The organism is Vibrio sp. 10N.222.54.E6 (genome assembly GCF_041473955.1).
GTDB lineage: Bacteria > Pseudomonadota > Gammaproteobacteria > Enterobacterales > Vibrionaceae > Vibrio > Vibrio tasmaniensis_A.
Map to the genome: position 1 here is coordinate 332,072 of NZ_JBFRTD010000013.1, position 18,552 is coordinate 350,623.

The 18,552-nt window shown below is 43.5% G+C and carries 20 protein-coding genes; 13 read left to right on the top strand and 7 right to left on the bottom strand.

The window, feature by feature from the left end; all coding sequences use genetic code 11:
• Positions 1-141 precede the first annotated feature (141 nt).
• Positions 142-600, top strand: coding sequence for a DUF302 domain-containing protein (locus AB4513_RS09295; RefSeq protein WP_009846817.1), 459 nt, complete (start codon positions 142-144; stop codon positions 598-600).
• 199 nt (positions 601-799) lie between these two features.
• Here the strand turns inward: AB4513_RS09295 and AB4513_RS09300 are convergent, their stop codons facing one another.
• Entirely contained in the window at positions 800-1,132 is a 333-nt protein-coding gene (locus AB4513_RS09300; RefSeq protein WP_004733856.1) for a PBPRA1643 family SWIM/SEC-C metal-binding motif protein, read from the bottom strand.
• A 263-nt stretch (positions 1,133-1,395) separates the two neighbouring features.
• Between AB4513_RS09300 and AB4513_RS09305 the strand changes: the two genes are divergently transcribed.
• The 4 genes from AB4513_RS09305 (at position 1,396) to catB (ending at position 4,078) form a co-directional block, all read left to right on the top strand.
• Positions 1,396-2,112 carry an HAD family hydrolase gene (locus tag AB4513_RS09305; RefSeq protein WP_102258494.1) on the top strand — a complete coding sequence of 239 codons (717 nt, stop codon included), beginning with the start codon at positions 1,396-1,398 and terminating at the stop codon, positions 2,110-2,112.
• 42 nt (positions 2,113-2,154) lie between these two features.
• On the top strand, positions 2,155-2,538 hold the full coding sequence (locus tag AB4513_RS09310; RefSeq protein ID WP_102258493.1) for a nuclear transport factor 2 family protein: 384 nt from the start codon (positions 2,155-2,157) through the stop codon (positions 2,536-2,538).
• A gap of 88 nt (positions 2,539-2,626) precedes the next feature.
• On the top strand, positions 2,627-3,358 hold the full coding sequence (locus AB4513_RS09315; protein WP_102258492.1) for a glucose 1-dehydrogenase: 732 nt from the start codon (positions 2,627-2,629) through the stop codon (positions 3,356-3,358).
• A gap of 93 nt (positions 3,359-3,451) precedes the next feature.
• A complete protein-coding gene (catB, locus tag AB4513_RS09320; RefSeq protein WP_017099903.1) occupies positions 3,452-4,078 on the top strand; it encodes a type B chloramphenicol O-acetyltransferase in 627 nt (208 codons plus the stop codon).
• A 79-nt stretch (positions 4,079-4,157) separates the two neighbouring features.
• Here catB and AB4513_RS09325 read toward each other — a convergent pair whose 3' ends face one another.
• Complete coding sequence (locus tag AB4513_RS09325) at positions 4,158-4,523, bottom strand: cytochrome c (protein ID WP_102258491.1); 366 nt, start codon at positions 4,521-4,523, stop codon at positions 4,158-4,160.
• 268 nt (positions 4,524-4,791) lie between these two features.
• Between AB4513_RS09325 and AB4513_RS09330 the strand changes: the two genes are divergently transcribed.
• From AB4513_RS09330 to AB4513_RS09340, 3 genes are read left to right on the top strand one after another with little or no spacing between them, the layout of a single operon-like run.
• Positions 4,792-5,043, top strand: coding sequence for a Rho-binding antiterminator (locus AB4513_RS09330; protein WP_102258490.1), 252 nt, complete (start codon positions 4,792-4,794; stop codon positions 5,041-5,043).
• An 8-nt stretch (positions 5,044-5,051) separates the two neighbouring features.
• Positions 5,052-5,285: a hypothetical protein gene (locus tag AB4513_RS09335; RefSeq protein ID WP_004733848.1), complete on the top strand. Its 234-nt coding sequence runs from the start codon at positions 5,052-5,054 to the stop codon at positions 5,283-5,285.
• 48 nt (positions 5,286-5,333) lie between these two features.
• Positions 5,334-5,783: a GyrI-like domain-containing protein gene (locus tag AB4513_RS09340; protein ID WP_009846810.1), complete on the top strand. Its 450-nt coding sequence runs from the start codon at positions 5,334-5,336 to the stop codon at positions 5,781-5,783.
• 127 nt (positions 5,784-5,910) lie between these two features.
• Here AB4513_RS09340 and gltS read toward each other — a convergent pair whose 3' ends face one another.
• From gltS to AB4513_RS09355, 3 genes are all read right to left on the bottom strand, one after another.
• Positions 5,911-7,134, bottom strand: coding sequence for a sodium/glutamate symporter (gene gltS, locus AB4513_RS09345; protein ID WP_017104330.1), 1,224 nt, complete (start codon positions 7,132-7,134; stop codon positions 5,911-5,913).
• A 76-nt stretch (positions 7,135-7,210) separates the two neighbouring features.
• Positions 7,211-8,584, bottom strand: a complete 1,374-nt coding sequence (locus AB4513_RS09350) for a patatin-like phospholipase family protein (protein WP_102258489.1) — start codon at positions 8,582-8,584, stop codon at positions 7,211-7,213.
• 205 nt (positions 8,585-8,789) lie between these two features.
• Complete coding sequence (locus tag AB4513_RS09355) at positions 8,790-9,449, bottom strand: glutathione S-transferase (protein ID WP_102258488.1); 660 nt, start codon at positions 9,447-9,449, stop codon at positions 8,790-8,792.
• Positions 9,450-9,553: 104 nt separating this feature from the next.
• Here AB4513_RS09355 and AB4513_RS09360 point away from each other — a divergent pair, with 104 nt between their 5' ends.
• Positions 9,554-11,809, top strand: a complete 2,256-nt coding sequence (locus AB4513_RS09360) for a peptidase U32 family protein (RefSeq protein WP_017078225.1) — start codon at positions 9,554-9,556, stop codon at positions 11,807-11,809.
• 218 nt (positions 11,810-12,027) lie between these two features.
• Here the strand turns inward: AB4513_RS09360 and AB4513_RS09365 are convergent, their stop codons facing one another.
• The gene (locus tag AB4513_RS09365) at positions 12,028-12,492 is read right to left on the bottom strand and encodes a thioesterase family protein (protein WP_009846805.1); all 465 of its coding nucleotides are present in this window, start codon (positions 12,490-12,492) and stop codon (positions 12,028-12,030) included.
• A gap of 242 nt (positions 12,493-12,734) precedes the next feature.
• Entirely contained in the window at positions 12,735-14,570 is a 1,836-nt protein-coding gene (locus AB4513_RS09370; RefSeq protein WP_102258487.1) for an ABC transporter ATP-binding protein/permease, read from the bottom strand.
• 542 nt (positions 14,571-15,112) lie between these two features.
• Between AB4513_RS09370 and artP the strand changes: the two genes are divergently transcribed.
• The 4 genes from artP to artM all read left to right on the top strand — a co-directional run bounded on the left by artP (position 15,113) and on the right by artM (position 18,061).
• Positions 15,113-15,841 (top strand): arginine ABC transporter ATP-binding protein ArtP, encoded by a 729-nt coding sequence (artP, locus tag AB4513_RS09375; RefSeq protein WP_009846803.1) that lies wholly within the window; start codon positions 15,113-15,115, stop codon positions 15,839-15,841.
• A gap of 121 nt (positions 15,842-15,962) precedes the next feature.
• Positions 15,963-16,706, top strand: coding sequence for a lysine/arginine/ornithine ABC transporter substrate-binding protein (locus tag AB4513_RS09380; RefSeq protein ID WP_009846802.1), 744 nt, complete (start codon positions 15,963-15,965; stop codon positions 16,704-16,706).
• A 3-nt stretch (positions 16,707-16,709) separates the two neighbouring features.
• Positions 16,710-17,396, top strand: a complete 687-nt coding sequence (gene artQ, locus AB4513_RS09385) for an arginine ABC transporter permease ArtQ (protein WP_017100134.1) — start codon at positions 16,710-16,712, stop codon at positions 17,394-17,396.
• Positions 17,393-18,061 carry an arginine ABC transporter permease ArtM gene (gene artM / locus AB4513_RS09390; RefSeq protein ID WP_102258486.1) on the top strand — a complete coding sequence of 223 codons (669 nt, stop codon included), beginning with the start codon at positions 17,393-17,395 and terminating at the stop codon, positions 18,059-18,061. Before artQ ends, artM begins: the two co-directional genes overlap by 4 nt.
• The last annotated feature ends 491 nt before the right edge of the window (positions 18,062-18,552 follow it).

Genomic DNA, 18,552 nt, shown 5'->3' on the forward strand with positions numbered 1-18,552 from the left:
TGATAATAAGACGCATTAGAAAAGTGATCCTCTCTGCAAATTGAGAATGGAAACGTGTCTATACTGACATGGGTTACGTCGCTGATTTTAGAAGTGGCGCTACGAATGTAAGTTTGATTAGGTTAAATCTCAGAGGTGACGATGAAAAAATTACTACCACTATGCGCCATTTTACTCTCGGCATCATTTTCAGCTACGGCTTCTGATGGTTTGATTAAATATCAAAGTAATTACTCAGTGAAAGAGACCGCTGACCGCTTTGAAGAAATCGCCAAAAGCAAAGGATTGACCTTGTTTGCGAGAATCGACCATCAGAAAAACGCGAGTAAGGTCGATCTTGAATTGAGACCAACCGAAGTCATCATCTTTGGTAACCCGAAAGTAGGGACACCATTAATGCAATGTGCTCAAGAAGTCGCGATAGATTTACCGCAGAAGGTGTTAGTCACGGAAGATTCCAATAAGAAAGTATGGTTGTCTTACAACGATCCTAATTACTTGGTAGAGCGTCACGCGATCAATGGCTGTGACAAAGTGATTCAAAAAATATCGGGTGTACTAAGTAAGTTGTCAGAAGCGACAGTGGCTAAAGCGAAATAACCCAATAGTTCACCAGCATGTTGGTTGATTTATCATGGTTGAGCAAAAGCTATTTTTCTCTAAAAGCTAATGTTCTCTAAAAGCTAATATATTTCCAAATGCGCAACTCTGGACATAAAAAAAACGGGCAGATCGTAGTGATCTGCCCGTTTTAATCAATCATCTCAATCACACTATGAGTAGCATGAATCAGAAGTGCTTATGCACAACATTTCTTGTATTTCTTACCGCTACCGCAAGAACATGGGTCGTTACGGTTAGGTGTCTTTTCGAACGTCATTGTTTTTGGCTTGTTTAGTAATGTGTCGAACTCAAGCGTGTTTTCTTCTTTAGTTGCATCAACAGATACAGTAACAAAGATTGAATGCTCGGCCGCGATTGCTTCAACTTCTGCTTTACGAGCTTCAGTTTGAACCATTACAGCAACTGGTGACTCTTCAGTACCCACTTTAACATCGCGGTTTACATTGTAGCCAGCAAGAACGTGGTTCTGTCTTGTTTCAATACGGCCTTTGAAAAATAGTTTCGACATTGGGTACTCACAAAATTTGGGATGACGCTATTCCTATGCTGGGTAGCGTTATAGAGCGGGGGATTATACTGATATATTGCAATTGATAAAGCGGTTATGTGAGCAAAGCTTGTTTAGTTATTCTCGTCTAACGATTCTACGCTCCGCAACCTCTCAATTTTTTGCTTGTTCCGGGTTATATTTCAAATTAGAGACAATAAAATTTTCCTCAATAGGGGGAGAGTGATAAATTCAAATAGCCAATTTAAACAAAGAGATAGTGTATGAAATTAGATGCCATACTGTGGGATTATGATGGAACCTTAGTCAATTCAGTTCCAAAAAATATCGCAATAACCAAAGACATCATTTCTGTGGTCGCACCACATTTGTCAGGTGATAATTTACCCAAATATTTGTTGAGTGAAGCGCTCTATCACGAAGCCAACCACGGTGCTAAAAACTGGCAAGCCTTGTATGTCGACTATTATGGGATGTCTCATGATGAAATGTTGATCGCTGGTGGTATGTGGGCAGAGCATCAAGAGCAAAATCAAACTCCCGTAGCTCTGTTTGAGGGAATGGAAACCGTGATCAGTCAGTTCGCGCACCTTCCTCATGGGGTTTGCTCGCAAAACTCTCAATTGAATATTCGAACTGTACTCGATAGCTACGGTATAGGTGAGGTGTTTAAGTCAGTAGTTGGCTATGACGATGTATCGAATGGTAATCAAAAACCGCATCCGTTTGGCGGCATGAAGTGTGTTGAAAACATATTTGGTGAAGCTCACTCTAAAGAACTGTGTTTGATGTATATCGGTGACCATGAAGCGGATACACAGTTTGCTCGCAATATTGAAGTAGCACTGGGTAAGAACGCAAAAGTGATCGCGGTAGCTGCGGGTTATAGCCGTTCTGAACCTGAAAATTGGCAAACCAAGCCGGATTACATTGCTAACCGTGTCGATGATCTTTCAATGATTATTGGCAAATACGTTTAATCAGTAACGCTTAGTCGAAAGTGGCTAATTTAAGGAAGAATAATGAAACCAAAAGACGTGGTATTAGGATTTTGGGATGCAATGCGCACCAACGATTTTGCAAAGGCAAGTGAATGGCTAGCCACAGATTTTAAAGGTTATTGGCCTCAGTCGTCTGAATTGACGGTAGGGCGTGATAACTTCACGGCAGTCAATGCTGAATACCCAGCTAATGGTGTTTGGGAGTTCGCGCTCAATTCAATTGTCTGTGAAGGTGATACCGTAGTAACGGACGTTTCGGTTACAGACAGTGTGTTGAAAGGCCGAGTGATCACCTTTCACACGGTTGTTGATGGCTTAATTCAAAAGCAAACTGAGTTTTGGCCAGACCCATTCGAAGCGCCGGCTTGGCGATCGCAGTGGATTCAGGTTGTATCGAACAATTAGTTTGTGTCGATACGATCAGTTTGTAACGAAAAACCAGGTCGTATCGAATAATCAGGTTATAACAAACAAGTGGCATTAGGAGGTTTCATTGAACAAGGTAGTGATTGTAACAGGCGGGAGCCGAGGCATTGGCGCGGCGACATCTAAATTGTTGGCCAGTAAAGGTTATGCCGTATGCGTTAACTTCATACACAATGAATCGCGAGCGGAAGAGCTAGTTAATGATATTCGTGAACAAGGCGGAACCGCTATCAGTGTTCGGGCGGATGTGTCTGTTGAATCGGACGTAAAATCCTTATTCGAGATTGCACGTAATAAGCTAGGCCCAGTGACTCACTTGGTCAATAATGCCGGGATTTTATTTACTCAGTCACCTTTGGTTGACATCGAATTGGATCGCTTTGAAAAGGTGATGAAATCGAATGTATCAAGCTGCTTCCTGTGCAGTAAAGCCTTTATCAAACAAGCTGACGGTGCGGGTTCGATCGTGAATGTATCGTCTGCTGCTTCGCGAACGGGCGCACCATTTGAGTACGTGGATTACGCAGCATCGAAAGGTGCGATGGATTCACTCACCAAAGGCTTATCGCTTGAATTGGCTGCGCGTAATATCCGAGTTAATGGTGTAAGGCCAGGTTGTATCTACACTGAAATGCACGCAGACGGCGGAGAGCCTGATCGCGTAGACAGACTCGCTTCGCAGTTACCATTACAACGAGGTGGCACACCAGAAGAAGTCGCTAACTCTATCGCGTGGTTATTATCGGACGAGGCTTCGTATGTCACCGGCTCGTTTATTGATATTGCAGGCGGTCGGTAGGGCACGTTGGCCTTTGCACTAAGATAAACAAGTTAATACCATCAACACGCAACACAAGTACCTAACTAAAAGAACGAAACTAAGAGTACAAACATGAAAAACTATTTTGAGAGCCCGTTTGTCGGAAAGTCACTGAAAGAACAAGTGACCAACCCAAACATCATCGTGGGCGAACATAGCTACTATTCAGGTTATTACCACAATCACAGCTTTGATGATTGTGCGCGTTATCTGCTACCTGATAGAACAGACATCGACAAGTTGATCATCGGCAGTTATTGCTCGATTGGTTCAGGTGCCGTATTTATGATGGCGGGAAACCAAGGCCACCAAAATCAGTGGGTCAGCACTTTCCCGTTTTTCTATCAAGACGACGAGAAGTTTGAAGGTGCGATCGACGGCTTTGAACGCTCTGGCGATACTGTGATTGGTAATGATGTGTGGATCGGTACAGAAGCGATGATCATGAGTGGTGTTAAGGTTGGTGACGGGGCGATTATCGCGAGTAGAGCGGTTGTGACCAAAGATGTAGCGCCATACTCGATTGTCGGTTCAAACCCTGCACGTCATATCCGTTATCGATTCGATGACACTGAGATTGCTCAGTTGTTAGAAATGAAATGGTGGGAGTGGAGCGAAGAACAGATCAAAGGCGCGATGTCGTTGATGTGTTCTTCAGATATCAACGGGCTTTATCATTATTGGAAAGCGATCAAGTAATCGCAGTCCCCGATATAGCCACGCGTGACAATGTAGCCCCTCATGGTGTTTATACAAGAATGCTCAAACAAGTGAAAATTTACTGAATTGAATCTATATATGACAAGACATCTAACGCGTCTTGCTTTGTGATAACACCTTGCCATGCTGGCATACCTTGTTCTACGTTACCTTCTAAAATGTCATCCGCCAAAGAACTTGGACTGGTAAAAAAGCCGCCTAGTTTATTAGCGATATTGGCGGGCTTGTGTGGCAATGAAGCGGCAGTGGGGCCATCACCGTGTCCTTTGTCGCCATGACACACCCGACAAAGCTGCGTGTATTTGGCTTTACCATTGGCAAAGTGCCTCGCATCGATTTCTGAGGCGGCACTCGCATTAAACGTCATCATTGAAGCGACTAAACCTAAGAAAGCTAACACGTGTAAATGGTTCATGGTTTTCATTGTTTTGTTCTCGATTATTATTTAACAATGAAAGAATAAGCAGATGTGAGTAGAAGAAACGTGAATAGGTAAAGCGGGATTAAGCTAAGTTTAGAAGTAGGTTTAGAAGCAAGTTTAGAAATAGGATTAGAAGCTCGTTTAGAAATAGGTTTAGAAGCAAGTTTAGTTTCGGACGAACATCAATGTGATTTGGGTAAATGATTGATTATATGCATATTGCATAGTATGGCGTGTCGCATTAGCGTGGTGGATGAATTGGAGGGGTATTATGATTAGTTGCAACGATTACGATTATATTGAGATTGTGTGTATGCACCGATACCCAATCAAATTAACGCTGAAGTCTGGCGAGCAGATTGAATGTGTCGGATTAGATACTCAACGCAATGATAGCCGTGAAGAGTGCATTAAGGTCAGTATTCAAGGTGTAGAACAACTTGTCGTACTCACTGATCTTTCCACACTAGAAGTCTGTGTCAACAATCCTTATTTTCAGCAAATTTCATTCAAAACGTCATAGGCTTTCAAATGAATAACACCATAGAACAATGCTATTGCACCGCGTGCAGAGAAGACACACAACACGTTGTTGTGTTGGTCAGAAAGACCAGTGCGTTTGCAGACAAACCTAACCAAAAGCGAAGCGAGTTTTGGGCAGGCATGATAAAAGGTTGGTTCCTTGGCCCGTTTATCGCGTCAATGGATGAGTTTTCTCGTCATCTTGTCTGTGAAAAGTGTGGCCACAAAGAGATACAAGATTAGTTAAGATTTTACATAGTTAAAACGTCGATTGGCTTAGGAATAAAACGAATGAAAGTAGAAACGATTGAAGCCGTAAAGGCGTACGGGTTTTCAGTAAGAACCACTAATACCGATGAGATTGATCCAACAAAAGCAAAGATAGGTCAATTATGGCAAGGTTTTTTCGATCAAGCTTTTCCTAAGCTGACACCAGATTCAAAAGTGTATGGTGTCTACACCAATTACCAATCGGATTTTACTGGTGAGTTTGATGTTATTGCATGTACCAATGCACTTACCGATAACAATTTAGATGACCTAGTCGAAACCGAAATTGAAGCAGGTAAATATCTGACGTTTTCTGCTGAAGGTGAACTTCCTCAAGCGGTCATCGATTTATGGGGCGAAGTGTGGGCGTACTTCAACGCAGCAGATTGCCCACATGTTCGAACTTACACGACAGACTTTGAATTTTACAAAGGCGAAACTGAAGTCGAGATTTCGATAGCGATTCAATAAGCTTTGGGTAGTCGTTAGTGATAGTCAAATTGAGTCATTAGTAAAAGAGTCGCTCTGTATGAGCGGCTCTTTTTATTGGGGTATACCGCCTAAATAAATTGTGGTGTACCGTCTTAACAAAGGTCAGCTACATCATTCTCATGAAGTAAGGAATAATCAGTGCGTTCGCTAAATCAATGAAGAACGCGCATACCAATGGCACGATGATGAAGGCTTGTGCTGAATGCCCATATTTCTGACTTACTGCCGACATGTTTGCCATGGCTGTAGGTGTTGAACCTAACGAAATCCCTCCAAACCCAGCACATACAACGGCTGCATCATAGGTCTTACCCATTGATGGGAACACGATGAAGATATTGATTATCACGGCCAGTAGCAGCTGCATTGCCAATATCGCGAAGATAGGACCCGCCAAATCAATGAGCGTCCAAAGTTGCATGCTCATTAGGGACATCGCCAAAAATGTACCCAAGGATATTTCAGCAATTAAGTCGATAGCGGGCGAGCGTGTCGGCCATTTTGCGCCCGAGATTCTAGGGTAGGAGTCTGGCATTACGTTGGTGATCACGATACCCGCAAACAAACACGATACGAACAGTGGAAGTTGTAACCCGGTTTGACTGATCAATTCATTAAGCAACGCGCCGACAATGACACAAATATGAATCGCTAACACGGCGTCTAAAAATTGAAATGATGTAAGAGCTTGGTGTTGTTTTTTTGCATTTGAATCGATTGAGTTTGATTGCCCGTCGACAGGTTTGAGGTTGTGACGCTTAATGAGAAACTTTGCAATAGGGCCACCCATCAGGCTGGCTAAAATCAACCCAAATGTTGCACTGGCGATACCAATTTCCATTGCGCTTTCTAGGCCGAACTCTTCTGCAACCTTGGGTGCCCAAGCAATCGCGGTACCATGCCCGCCAATCAGTGAAATACTTCCGCTGAGTAGGCCAAAGACAGGCTCTAGGCCAAACATTGATGCGACAGAAATACCGACGATGTTCTGCATAATCATGAAGAAGATAGTGATTGATAGCAAAATCACCAAGGGCTTTCCGCCTTTGAACAGGTCTTTCAAACTTGAGTTAATCCCAATCGTGGTAAAGAAGTAGACCAATAATACATCGCGGGCAAATAGATCAAATTGCACTTCGATTGAGGTCGTCGCGTATAAAACCGCGAACAGAAGCGATGCCAAAATCCCACCAGAGACAGGTTCAGGGATACTGAACTCTTTCAAAAAACCGATGACTTGATTCAGCCTTCGTCCGACAAATAGAACCACGATCCCCATGGTCACTGCAAAGAATGACCCGAGATGTAAGATGTTGTTTTCAAATTCCATAGTGATCCTTGTAAAGGTGAAGTTATGACGTAACTTTAGTTGCCAAATTGCGCTTTAATAAGCAACTAGATTAGCATTATTTGTTGCGTTCAAATGATAAGAAGTTTCGGAATTCCGGATCGGCAACAAGTTGTTTGTTACCTTCTTCAATCAATAGATCGACGTTTTCTTTGTCTATCATAAAGTCCGTCGGAATTTGATTGAGCAAATATCGCTTTGCGCTGTTGTCTGATTTATTCAAGCTGATCTCAATGAAGTAGGGTGAAACCTTACGACCTTGATGAGAGGCCAGTTCTTGCCAAGATTGCAACTCGTCAACGATCAAATCTTTTGTTGTATCGTTGTAGCGATGCAACTGTATATCGGTGATGACATCCACCGTTTGTTTCATGGAAGGTGCTTCAATCGACTCTCCAATGCCAGATTCTGGCGTCGTCGATGCATCAACCGAAATGATGACAATAGGGCGCGCGTGTTGGTTGTCGTACAAGTTTTTCAACTCTTCGTTGTCGTTGTAACGCAAGTATTCAGACATCTCATATACCGATAGCAAACCGAGGTTGTCAGTAATTCCGCCATCCACAAGGTGGAGATAACTCACATCATCCTTATTGCTATATGACTTTAACGACTTGATCAGATTTCGGTTGCGGTAACTTGTGGCCTCAAACGAGGGTTGTAAATGCTCTGATTTATCACAGTCATTTTTGTTTTCTAGTACCACAGGTGTGAAAACGAAAGGCACAGCAGAAGAAGCCGTCACCGAACTGGACACTGAATAGCTGTTCAGGTCTGAACATATGAGGTCAAAATACTCTTGTGTGAATGAAAAACGCGAACCCGTTGAAATGTCGGTCGCGTTAATGACAATGTAGGGTGCATCTTCTCGGTGCATGTCGGCAAATGTACTTTCACCGAAGATGTTGGCTTTGTAATAGTCGGTGGCTTTGTCTGTTCTGGTGGCGTACGAGAACCAATAAGTCGGAGATAAAAGGATGGAGAACAGATCTTTTGAGACTTCGTGATAAAGGAACGTTTCTTCGTAATCTTCGAATATCTGGTCACCATACAAACCATAATACGCGGCGGTAAAGCTGCCACCGGATACCGAACTGATCATATCAACTTCTTCTAACAGATTGACCGTTTCACCATTTACTTGGATGTTGGTGTCGCGCAATGCTTGCAACACACCATATGAGAGCGCAGCCGCTCGTGTGCCGCCACCAGAAAAAGAGAGGATCAACGTAACTTTGCTATTGGGTTTATTGAAGCTTTTCGCCGTGTAGGTTTGATTCTGCTGCGCAGCAGATGGGCTTGTGTTGGTTACTTTGTTTTTCGCGCTACAGCCTGAAAGGGCAAGCGAGAAGGCCACTAACAGTGAAACTTTCGCGAACCCTTTAAAATCGGGGTTAGGTGTGTTGAATGTGTTTACTTTGTTTTTTGGCATAGCGCATTTCAAACTAACGTTGTGATTGAGTGAAATGCGATTTTCGTTGATATCTAATATGCCATCAATAGCATCGCTTGCGATTCAGTGTCACGATTTTCATAACAATAGAGAGCTGTCTATGCTTATTTAGAACTGTTTTCAGTCATCTTCGGCAATCTTCAGCAATATGGAGTTATCTCCAGCAATTCATAGCGACTTAATGCTACCCAAAAACACAATCTTGCTTGGTTTCATTCCACAAAGGGTATTGCTTCATGACTTGGGTGTAGAGCTTACTGTCGAGGTGCGCTCTTAACCAACGTCCTACGTTCTGATATTCAGATTGCACAAACCACTTCTTCTCGACTCTTACGAACTGGCTAACAAACGGCATCACAGCAAAGTCGGCGAGGCTTGGCTTTTCTCCAAAGAAATAAGGCTGATTGGTGAGTAATGCCTCTAACTTGCTGATGAATCCTTCACAGGCTTGTCTGCGTTGTTCACTATCGATGTTTCGGTAACGCACTGAAGCGCGGTATTTCTCTAAGTGACCAATGAATTCTTCATCGTTGGTTTTGATGAGTTGTTGGACTTGCTCGCTAAGTATTGGATTGCTTAAGCGCAGAAGATCTTGAGGATCGTTTTGTTGAAGCGCCCAGTTCATCACATCTAAGCTCTGTTCTATGATTTGACCATCAGGCAATACCAATACTGGAACAGTGCCTTTTGGCGAACTGGCCAATAGTTCGCTAGGCTTATCTTTGGTAACAATTTCTCGAAGTAACACTTTCTGCTGTGATAGTGCGATGCCCATCCTTCCTCGCATAGCGTAAGGGCAGCGTCTTAAAGAATAAAGGATAGGTAAATCGAATTCGTTTGGCATTATTGAGGTCATTTAGTTTGAAAAGTGTTGTTAGGTGGTAAAGAGATCGTGATGTAGGTAGAATACGCGGCTTAAAAATTATAAGTAAGTGAGCGACTTCAAAAATGAGCAGAAAGATTGAGTTATTAGCCCCAGGTGGCGATGTAGAGGCGATTAAAGCAGCTATCGTAGCGGGTGCTAATGCGGTTTATTGCGGTTTAGACACCTTCAACGCTCGTAACAGAGCCTCTAACCTATCGTTAGATGAGTTGAATGGTGTGATTCGCCTTGCTCATGAATACGGTTGTGAAGTGTTTTTGACTCTTAACGTTGTGCTGCTGGAGCATGAAATTAAGAGCATCACTAAACTGTTGAACCAGCTTGTGAACACTAAGCTTGATGGCATCATCGTCCAAGATCTTGGTTTGTTCGATTTGGTGAAAAAGCATTTTCCATCGTTAGATGTTCACGCATCGACTCAGTTAACGACACACAACGAAGGCCAGATTAAGTTCTTGTCTAAAATTGGCGCAACACGCGTTAACTTGTCTCGTGAATTGAACCTGCCAGAAATCAAAATGCTGACGGAAGTGGCACACGACCACGATGTTCTAACCGAAGTGTTTGTACATGGCGCTTTGTGTATCGCATTCTCTGGCCAATGTTACTCGAGCTCAGTAAGTGTGGGTAACTCAGGTAACCGTGGCCGTTGTAGCCAAGCATGTCGTGATGAATACGAAATCACTGATGCCGGAAACAAGTTTCCACTGAACCTGAAAGATAATTCAGCGTACTACGACCTACCTGAATTGGTTGACGCGAAAGTCGACTCATTGAAAGTTGAAGGCCGTATCAAAGGCGCACACTACGTATACACAGTGGTTGATACGTGGCGCAAACAAATTGATAGCTTTGTAGAAAGTGGTTTGTTGATCGAAGACGATTCAAACCTGCACAAAGTATTCAACCGTGATTTCACTAACTCTTTCCTTAAGGGCAACCTAACGAAAGACATGTTCATTGATAATCCTCGTGACAACAGCATGAACTACGCCGTTGATAAAGCGACGAAAGAGAACAATGAAATCTCAGTGGTACAAATTCAAGAAGTGACCAGCGATCTTTATGAAGCGAAAAATGCCCTAGGCAGTGAAATGCGCGACAAGATCGAGTTCCTTGATATTCGTAAAACCCCCGTGTCATTGTCGTTTAACGCTAAGGTGGGTCAGCCATTTACAGTGACAGTGAACACACCAAAAGAAAACTTTACGGTTCAATCTCAATCATTATTGGCAACAGCTAAAGAGACTGCGATTACTCAGGCGTTACTTGAGAAGCGTTTCAAATCAGTGAAGAGTGCGGTTCATACGCTAGAAAACTGTAACTACGACAACTTAGATGAAGGTCTGATTCTTCCTTTGAAAGAAGTGTCGGTCTTAAAAGACGAAATCGATTTCATCTTAAACGGTTCTGTGAAAGTGATTAAGCACGTTGAAGTGCCAGCACTGCCTCAGCAACCAAAGGTTAACGAGAAGCCAACCATGTCGATGCTTATCGCTGATGTGGAAGACTTGCACCTGTGTGACGTAACCGACGCGGATGTTTACTTCAAACTGCCTGAAAGCTTCAAGAAGCGTTGTAACAAGTACATCGACATCTTGGCAGCAAACCCACGTTTGATTCCTTGGTTCCCAGCAGTATTGATCGGTAAAGATTACGACGAAGCGGTTCGTATTCTTGAAGAGATCAAGCCAGCTCGCATCGTGACCAACAACACGGGTATTGCTTACAAAGCTTACGAGATGGGTATCGAGTGGGTTGCAGGCCCGTTCATGAACACCACAAACTCTCACGCACTGGTTACGCTGAAAGAAGAGCTGAACTGTGCTGGTGCTTTCATTTCGAACGAGATCAACAAAGGTCAGATTCGTCATATTCGCCGCCCAGAGAACTTCAAACTGTTCTACAGCATCTACCACCCAATCTTGATGATGACCAGCCGCCAGTGTTTCTTCCAAAGAACCGTGGGTTGTAACAAGCCAAGCATCGAAGCAGGTTGCATGTTGAAGTGTGAGAAAGCGACCACGATTACCAACGTGAAAGGCATCTCTTTCGCGGTTGATAAACAGAAGGGTGGCTACCCAAGCATTTACAACCACGAGCAGTTCTTAAACCATGACGCTGTAACGGATTTCTCAGGTCTGTTCGACGAGTTCTTCATTGACCTGACCAACATCGGCGCGGGTTCGAAAGAAGTACAAGACAAAGTAGAGCTGATTAAACATTTCCAAGGTTTGATTAATGGTGTTGATGGTTCACAACAGAACCTAGAGCAGATGGTCGAAGTTCGAACTAATGCTCAATACGTGCAAGGTCTATAGGGTTCAAGGTTTATAGGGTTCAAGGTTTGTAGGTCTATAGATTTATAGGCCGCACGGCTTATAGCTTCTAAAGCAAAGAGCGTTCTGCATTCAAGGTCTATAAGTCTTAACCGTTTATAACCGTTTATAACCGTTTATAAACACTCTGAACCAATAAACAAAGGGCCACTCAATCGAGTGGTCTTTTTGTATCTGATTATTCTTAATCAGCGAATACGTTATTCCGTCACGGCTTCTTGTTTGAAGCATGGGCTCTTTAACGTGTTCATCTTCTCGATTTCATTGGTTAAACGCAGTGAAAGCAGCGCTTTTTGGTTTGAAGCAAAATCGAACATAACGATGGTCGCAGTGCCGATTGTCGTCAGCTTCTGTTGAGCCTTACTGACGATCGCGTATTCCATGGTGAAGCGGTCGTCTTGAATGTCTGTAACACGCGAGCCAATCATCAAGGTATCTGGATACGTGACTGGGCGGAAATACTTACAGTAAGTGTCACCAAGAACAGGACCAACTTTGGTAATCGCCATCTCTTCCATCAGCTCAACGTGCTTGAAAAAATCTAAGCGAGCGGTTTCGAAATAGCGAAAATATACGGCGTTGTTAACGTGATTGAGTGCGTCCATTTCTCCCCAAGCGACAGGGATTTCTGTTACTACCGGGTAGTCAGATAATAGTGCTTCCATGCGAACTCTCTTATTGTTATCTGTGTAGTTAATGTTATCTGGGTAATTAATGTAATCTGCTTATCCTTCATCGGGATAAGTTGTTATTGGAATAAAAACCCTACCGCTAAATTAACAAAACTGCAACACGTGTGATTTAAGTTTTTGAAGCTTGAAACCACACAATGTCAGTGACTTAACTTTTCGTTACTTATTGATTAGTGTCTCACTAAACAAACGACTTACGCACATCCACTCAATGATTACGCACTAAGGTGTTTGAATTGCAGTTCAACTAAGCGTTGGTACAATTCGCAGCTATTGATGAGAGACTGGTGGTCGCCGATGTCTACTAGCTGTCCTTTATCGAGCACCGCAATCTGGTCGGCGTGTTTAATTGTTGATAAACGATGAGCGATAATGATCGTCGTTCTGCCACGCATTAACTCTTCTAAAGCTTGTTGAACGTGATGCTCACTTTCGCTGTCTAGTGCGCTGGTTGCTTCGTCCAACAATAGAATGTTTGGATCTTTTAGGATGGCACGAGCAATCGCAATACGTTGTCTCTGGCCACCAGAAAGCCTAACACCGCGTTCACCAAGAAAGCTGTGATAGCCTTCAGGTAGGTTTTGGATGAACTCATGTGCATGTGCTTTTTTAGCGGCCTCGATAACTTGCTCGTCCGTTGCTTTCGGGTTTCCGTAGCGAATGTTGTGGAACACATCGTTACTGAACAGAGCAGGTTGCTGTGGAACCAGTGCCATCTGCTTTCTTAGCTCGTTAGGATCAAACTGATTCAGTTCAACACCGCCTAAGGTTACTTTGCCTATTTGTGGGTCGTAGAAACGTTGCAGCAGTTCAAATAGGGTGGTTTTACCTGCGCCAGACGGGCCAACCAATGCCAACACTTTACCTTCATGGGCCGTTAGCGTGAGGTTGCTTGTTGCGGGCTGGTCGGGTCTTGATGGGTAACAGAAGGTCACATCATCAAAAGCGACTTCTGGTGTCACGTTATCGAGTGATGTTGGGTTTTCTACAGGCGCAACAATATGGCTTTCAACTTGTAGAATTTCAATTAATCGTTCTGTCGCACCTGCCGCACGTTGCAATTCACCCATCACTTCAGAAATGGTACCTAATGACGAAGCTACCATAATGGCATAGAAGACAAACGCCGCTAAGTCACCTGCCGACATCGTACCGTTGATGACATCGCTGCCACCAACCCAAAGCATGCCTGCAATCGCACTGAACACGATAACAATCACACCAGAGATAAGAATCGCGCGTTGCTTTACTCGCTGACGTCCAATTTCATATGCTTTTTCCACTTCAATCGCAAATGACGCTTTCTCTTGTGCTTCTCGGCTATAACTTTGCACCGTTTTAATATGCTCAATCGCTTCGCCAGCATAAGAGCCGACATCAGACATCGAATCTTGGCTTTGGCGAGATAGGGCTCTCACTCGTCGACCGTATACCAAAATCGGAATCAGGATAAACGGCACTGAGGCCAACACGATCAGCGTTAGCTTAATGTTGGTCGCGAACAGCATGATGATTGCGCCAATACACATTAATGCGCTACGCATCGCCATAGAAAACGACGAACCAATAATGCTTTGAAGCAGAGTTGTGTCGGTTGTGATACGCGACATGATGTCGCCACTGCCATTGGTTTCAAAGTAACTCGGATGAAGTGTCACCACGTGATTGAAAACCGACAGGCGAATATCTGCACTAACACGCTCCCCAACAGAAGAGACTAAATAGAAGCGGAAAAAGGTGCCAATCGAGATCAACACGACTACAACCATGATGAATTGAATCGCACTGCCTAAATCTGATAACGATTGTTGACTGAAGCCTTGGTCGATAAGAAGACGAATACCGTGTCCGACTGAAAGGGTTAAGCTCGCCGTGAAGATCAACGCAATCAATGCTGCAATCACACGGCCTTTATAGGGCTGAATAAATTTGCTGAGCTCAAATAAAATACTGAGGCTTTTCTTCTCAGGTTTGGGTTGTGGCGCTTTTTGAGTAGATCGTTGAGCCGTTCGCTGAGTAGAGTCACGCGTAGAAGAGACATCGTTTTGCATATGACTGCCTTAATGTGTTGTCGCTTTAAGAGTAGATGGCTTGTTGTTTGTACGTACTTGTCACGAATCAAGTGCTAGTCGTTCGTAAATGTTTGTTGCTTACAAGAGAAACCATTAAAGCACGCATCGCTGACTGATGCTTCCTAGGACACTCAATTTTCGGACTTTGATGCTTAGCAAGTGAGGAAATCGATACTGTTCAAAAGGAACATTAAGCATTTAGTGAGACTTGAAATAAAGATCAAACGAGCTATTTGATTCTAATTTTTATGCATGTGAGCGTGAGCCAATAGCGAATGGAAGCTACAGGTTCTTAGATCTTGTACTGATTTTTTAATTGGAAGAGAAACGTTTGCTTTTCCCTCGATTTCAAGCTTATCAGCAACTTGTGACTTTTGGTTGTAAGACCAGTTATAGCGACTGTTTTCTACGCAACTTTCGTTACAAAAATTCAACAAAATAGTTTTTTATACATTTTTCTTGCATAAAACCTCGAATTGAATAGAATAACCAACAAATGACAATTAATGCAGTATTGTGGCATGAGTATTCAAGTAAAGAGCATCAACAAATCATACGGTAATACCCAAGTTCTTCATGACATCAGCTTTGACTGTGAAAGTGGCGAAACCTTGGTATTGCTTGGCCCAAGCGGCGCGGGCAAGAGTTCATTACTGCGTGTATTGAACCTGTTAGAAATCGCGGACAACGGCGAATTAGACATTGCGAACGAGCAATTCGATTTTTCAAGCCAGATCCAAGAAAAGCAGGGGCTTAAACTTCGTCGTAAAGTTGGCATGGTGTTCCAACAATACAACTTGTGGCCACATATGACGGTGATGGAAAACTTAATTGAAGCTCCCACCAAAGTGGCGGGTTTAGATAAGCAAGAAGCCATCAAGCAAGCTCAAGAAGTACTAAAGACACTTCAACTTGCCGACAAAGCAGACGCTTGGCCACTTCAACTGTCTGGTGGTCAACAACAGCGTGTTGCGATTGCACGTGCGCTGATGATGAAACCGGATGTGTTGTTGTTTGATGAACCAACAGCGGCGCTTGATCCTGAGATCACCAACCAAGTTGTGAGCATTATTAAAGAGTTGAGTGGAACGGGCATTACTCAAGTGGTTGTGACACATGAAGTTGATTTCGCGAAGAAGATTGCTAGCCACGTTCTGTATCTAGAAAAAGGGTACATCGTTGAACACGGCACCAGCGATTCATTCGTTAACCCGCAGACACCCGAGTTTGCCGAGTATTTGACTCATTAAATCTGAGTTAACGCATAAGATTCACGTAACTCACTAGATTTAGCTAAACACAACATCGATTAAAACAATCAAATTATAAAAATGGCCACAGGTCAAAATCACACAGATTCGGAGTAACAAAATGAAAAAGATTCTACTAGCTTCACTTATCGGCCTTTCTTCTGCAGGCATGGCTGTTAATGCATCGGCACAAGACGAAATCAAATTCGCAATGGAAGCAACTTACGCACCATTCGAATACATGGACGAGAACAACCAAATCCAAGGTTTTGACGTAGACCTAGCAAACGCACTTTGTGAAGAGATGAAAGCGACTTGTACTTTTCACAACCAAGCGTTCGATAGCTTAATCCCAGCGCTTAAATTCAAACGTTACGATGCCGCTATTTCGGCAATGGACATCACTGAAGCGCGTCTTAAACAAGTAAACTTCTCTAACGCTTACTACGACAACTCTGCAGCATTCATCTCTATTGAAGGCAAAGTAGCAGACCAAGCAGCACTAGAAGGTAAGCGTGTTGGCGTTCAAAACGGTTCAACTCACCAGAGCTTCCTACTTGAGCAAATGGCTGGCGTAACAGCGGTACCTTACTCAAGCTACCAAGATGCATTCATCGACATGAAAAACGGTCGTATCGATTCAGTATTTGGTGACACAGCGGTAGTAGCTGAATGGTTCAAAAAGCAAGACAACCTAACGTATGTAGGCGACCAAGTAACAAACCAAGAGTACTTCGGTAACGGCTTTGGTATCGCAGTAAACAAGAGTAACCAAGAACTTGTAGACCAGCTTAACGTTGCACTTGCAGCAGTGAAAGCGAACGGCGAATACGACAAGATCTTTAACAAGTACTTCGGTAAGTAATTTATGGAATTAACGGGTTACTCTTTAGGGCTCGTCGAAGCAAGCTGGATGACAGTTCAGCTTGCGTTCGTAAGCCTATTGGTTGGATTGGTTCTAGCAGTGTTGTTTGCAAGTGGTGAGATGTCTCGTCGTATTGCAATCAAATGGCCAACGACTGCATTTGTGACGATTGTTCGTGGTTTACCAGAAATTCTGGTCGTACTGTTTATCTACTTTGGTTCGACACAAGTTCTGTTCATGATCACAGGCGACTTCATAGAAGTGAGCCCGTTCTTATCTGGTGTTGTTGCACTGTCACTTATTTTTGCTTCTTACGCTTCGCAAACTATTCGTGGTGCGTTGAAAGCAGTAAGCAAAGGCCAGAGAGAAGCAGCAAGTGCGCTTGGTATTTCGCAATCTCATGCTTTCTTCAGAGTCGTATTGCCACAAGCTGTAAGACACGCGCTACCAGGGTTAACCAACCAATGGTTAGTGTTATTGAAAGACACAGCACTGGTTTCATTGATTGGCGTAACCGATCTATTGAAACAAGCGCAATTAACATCAGCAGCTACGCACGAAGCATTCACTTGGTACGCGACAGCAGCAGCTATCTATTTGGTCATCACTTTAATCACACAAAGATTGGTAAAAGTGATTGATGGTAAGTTCTCTATTCAAGGTTTGGGTAACAAAGGTGCAATGGCATGAATCAACAATACCTCTCCCAAATGCTTGAAGGCTTAGTGACCAGTCTTCAACTCACAGGTGCTTCATTGCTTGTTGGTTGTATCTTGTCATTGCTGATGACGGTAACACTAACCCTAAGAATACCTGCGATTCACTGGTTAACACGTGGCATCATTACTCTGTTTACCGGCACACCATTGTTGGTTCAGATCTTCTTGGTGTATTACGGCCCGGGTCAATTCGATTGGATTCGTGAAAGCTTCCTATGGGCATGGCTTAGCCAACCTTGGTTCTGTGCAATGTTAGCACTCGCACTGAACACCGCGGCATACAGCACGCTACTGTTCAGAGGTGCATTCAACGCGATTCCAGCAGGGCAGTGGGAAGCATGTCGCGCATTAGGCATGGACAAAATCGCAACGCTTAAAGTGTTACTGCCATACGCACTACGTCGCGCCGTTCCAGCTTACTCGAACGAAGTGATTCTAGTCTTCAAAGGCACGTCACTGGCAAGCACCATCACCATCATGGATTTGATGGGGTACGCTCAGCGTATCAACGGCCAAACCTACGACACGCTCACAGTGTTCGGCATTGCTGGCGCATTCTACCTAGCAGTGAACGGCGTATTAACGCTGATCTTCCGTCAGGTAGAGAAGAAAGCCCTCGCATTCGAAGCGGCATAAGCTAGCAATTCACAAGCGTAACTAACGTATAAAGCCTGCCATTTATTTTCGTATAAATGGCAGGCTTTTTTTGTGTTTGGGCATGTGCAGGGCACTGTGATTACACACAGTATGGGCGGGTTTTCGCTAAAATCATACTATATAGAAATATTCTGCATTTTGTCATTCAATGAGTTTATCTATGTTTTAAGTCACTGAAATACTGTGATTAATCGTGGTAGAGTCCCGTACATATGAAACTAGATAGAAAAATTCTATATTTAAATGCAGAATTTTTCTGTCTAAGAGCTGTTGAACTAAGCCGCTTCGCGGAGGGCTTTCCTCTCACTTACCTGATAGACCAAACTTATGATGTATCCATAGATTAAGGAATACATCATGACCTTATTAAGACAACAACTTATCGATGAAATGGCGGTTCGCCGTTTTTCTCCGAAAACCCATGCAAGCTATTTACGTTGGGTTAAAGAGCTATCTACTACTTACGATCT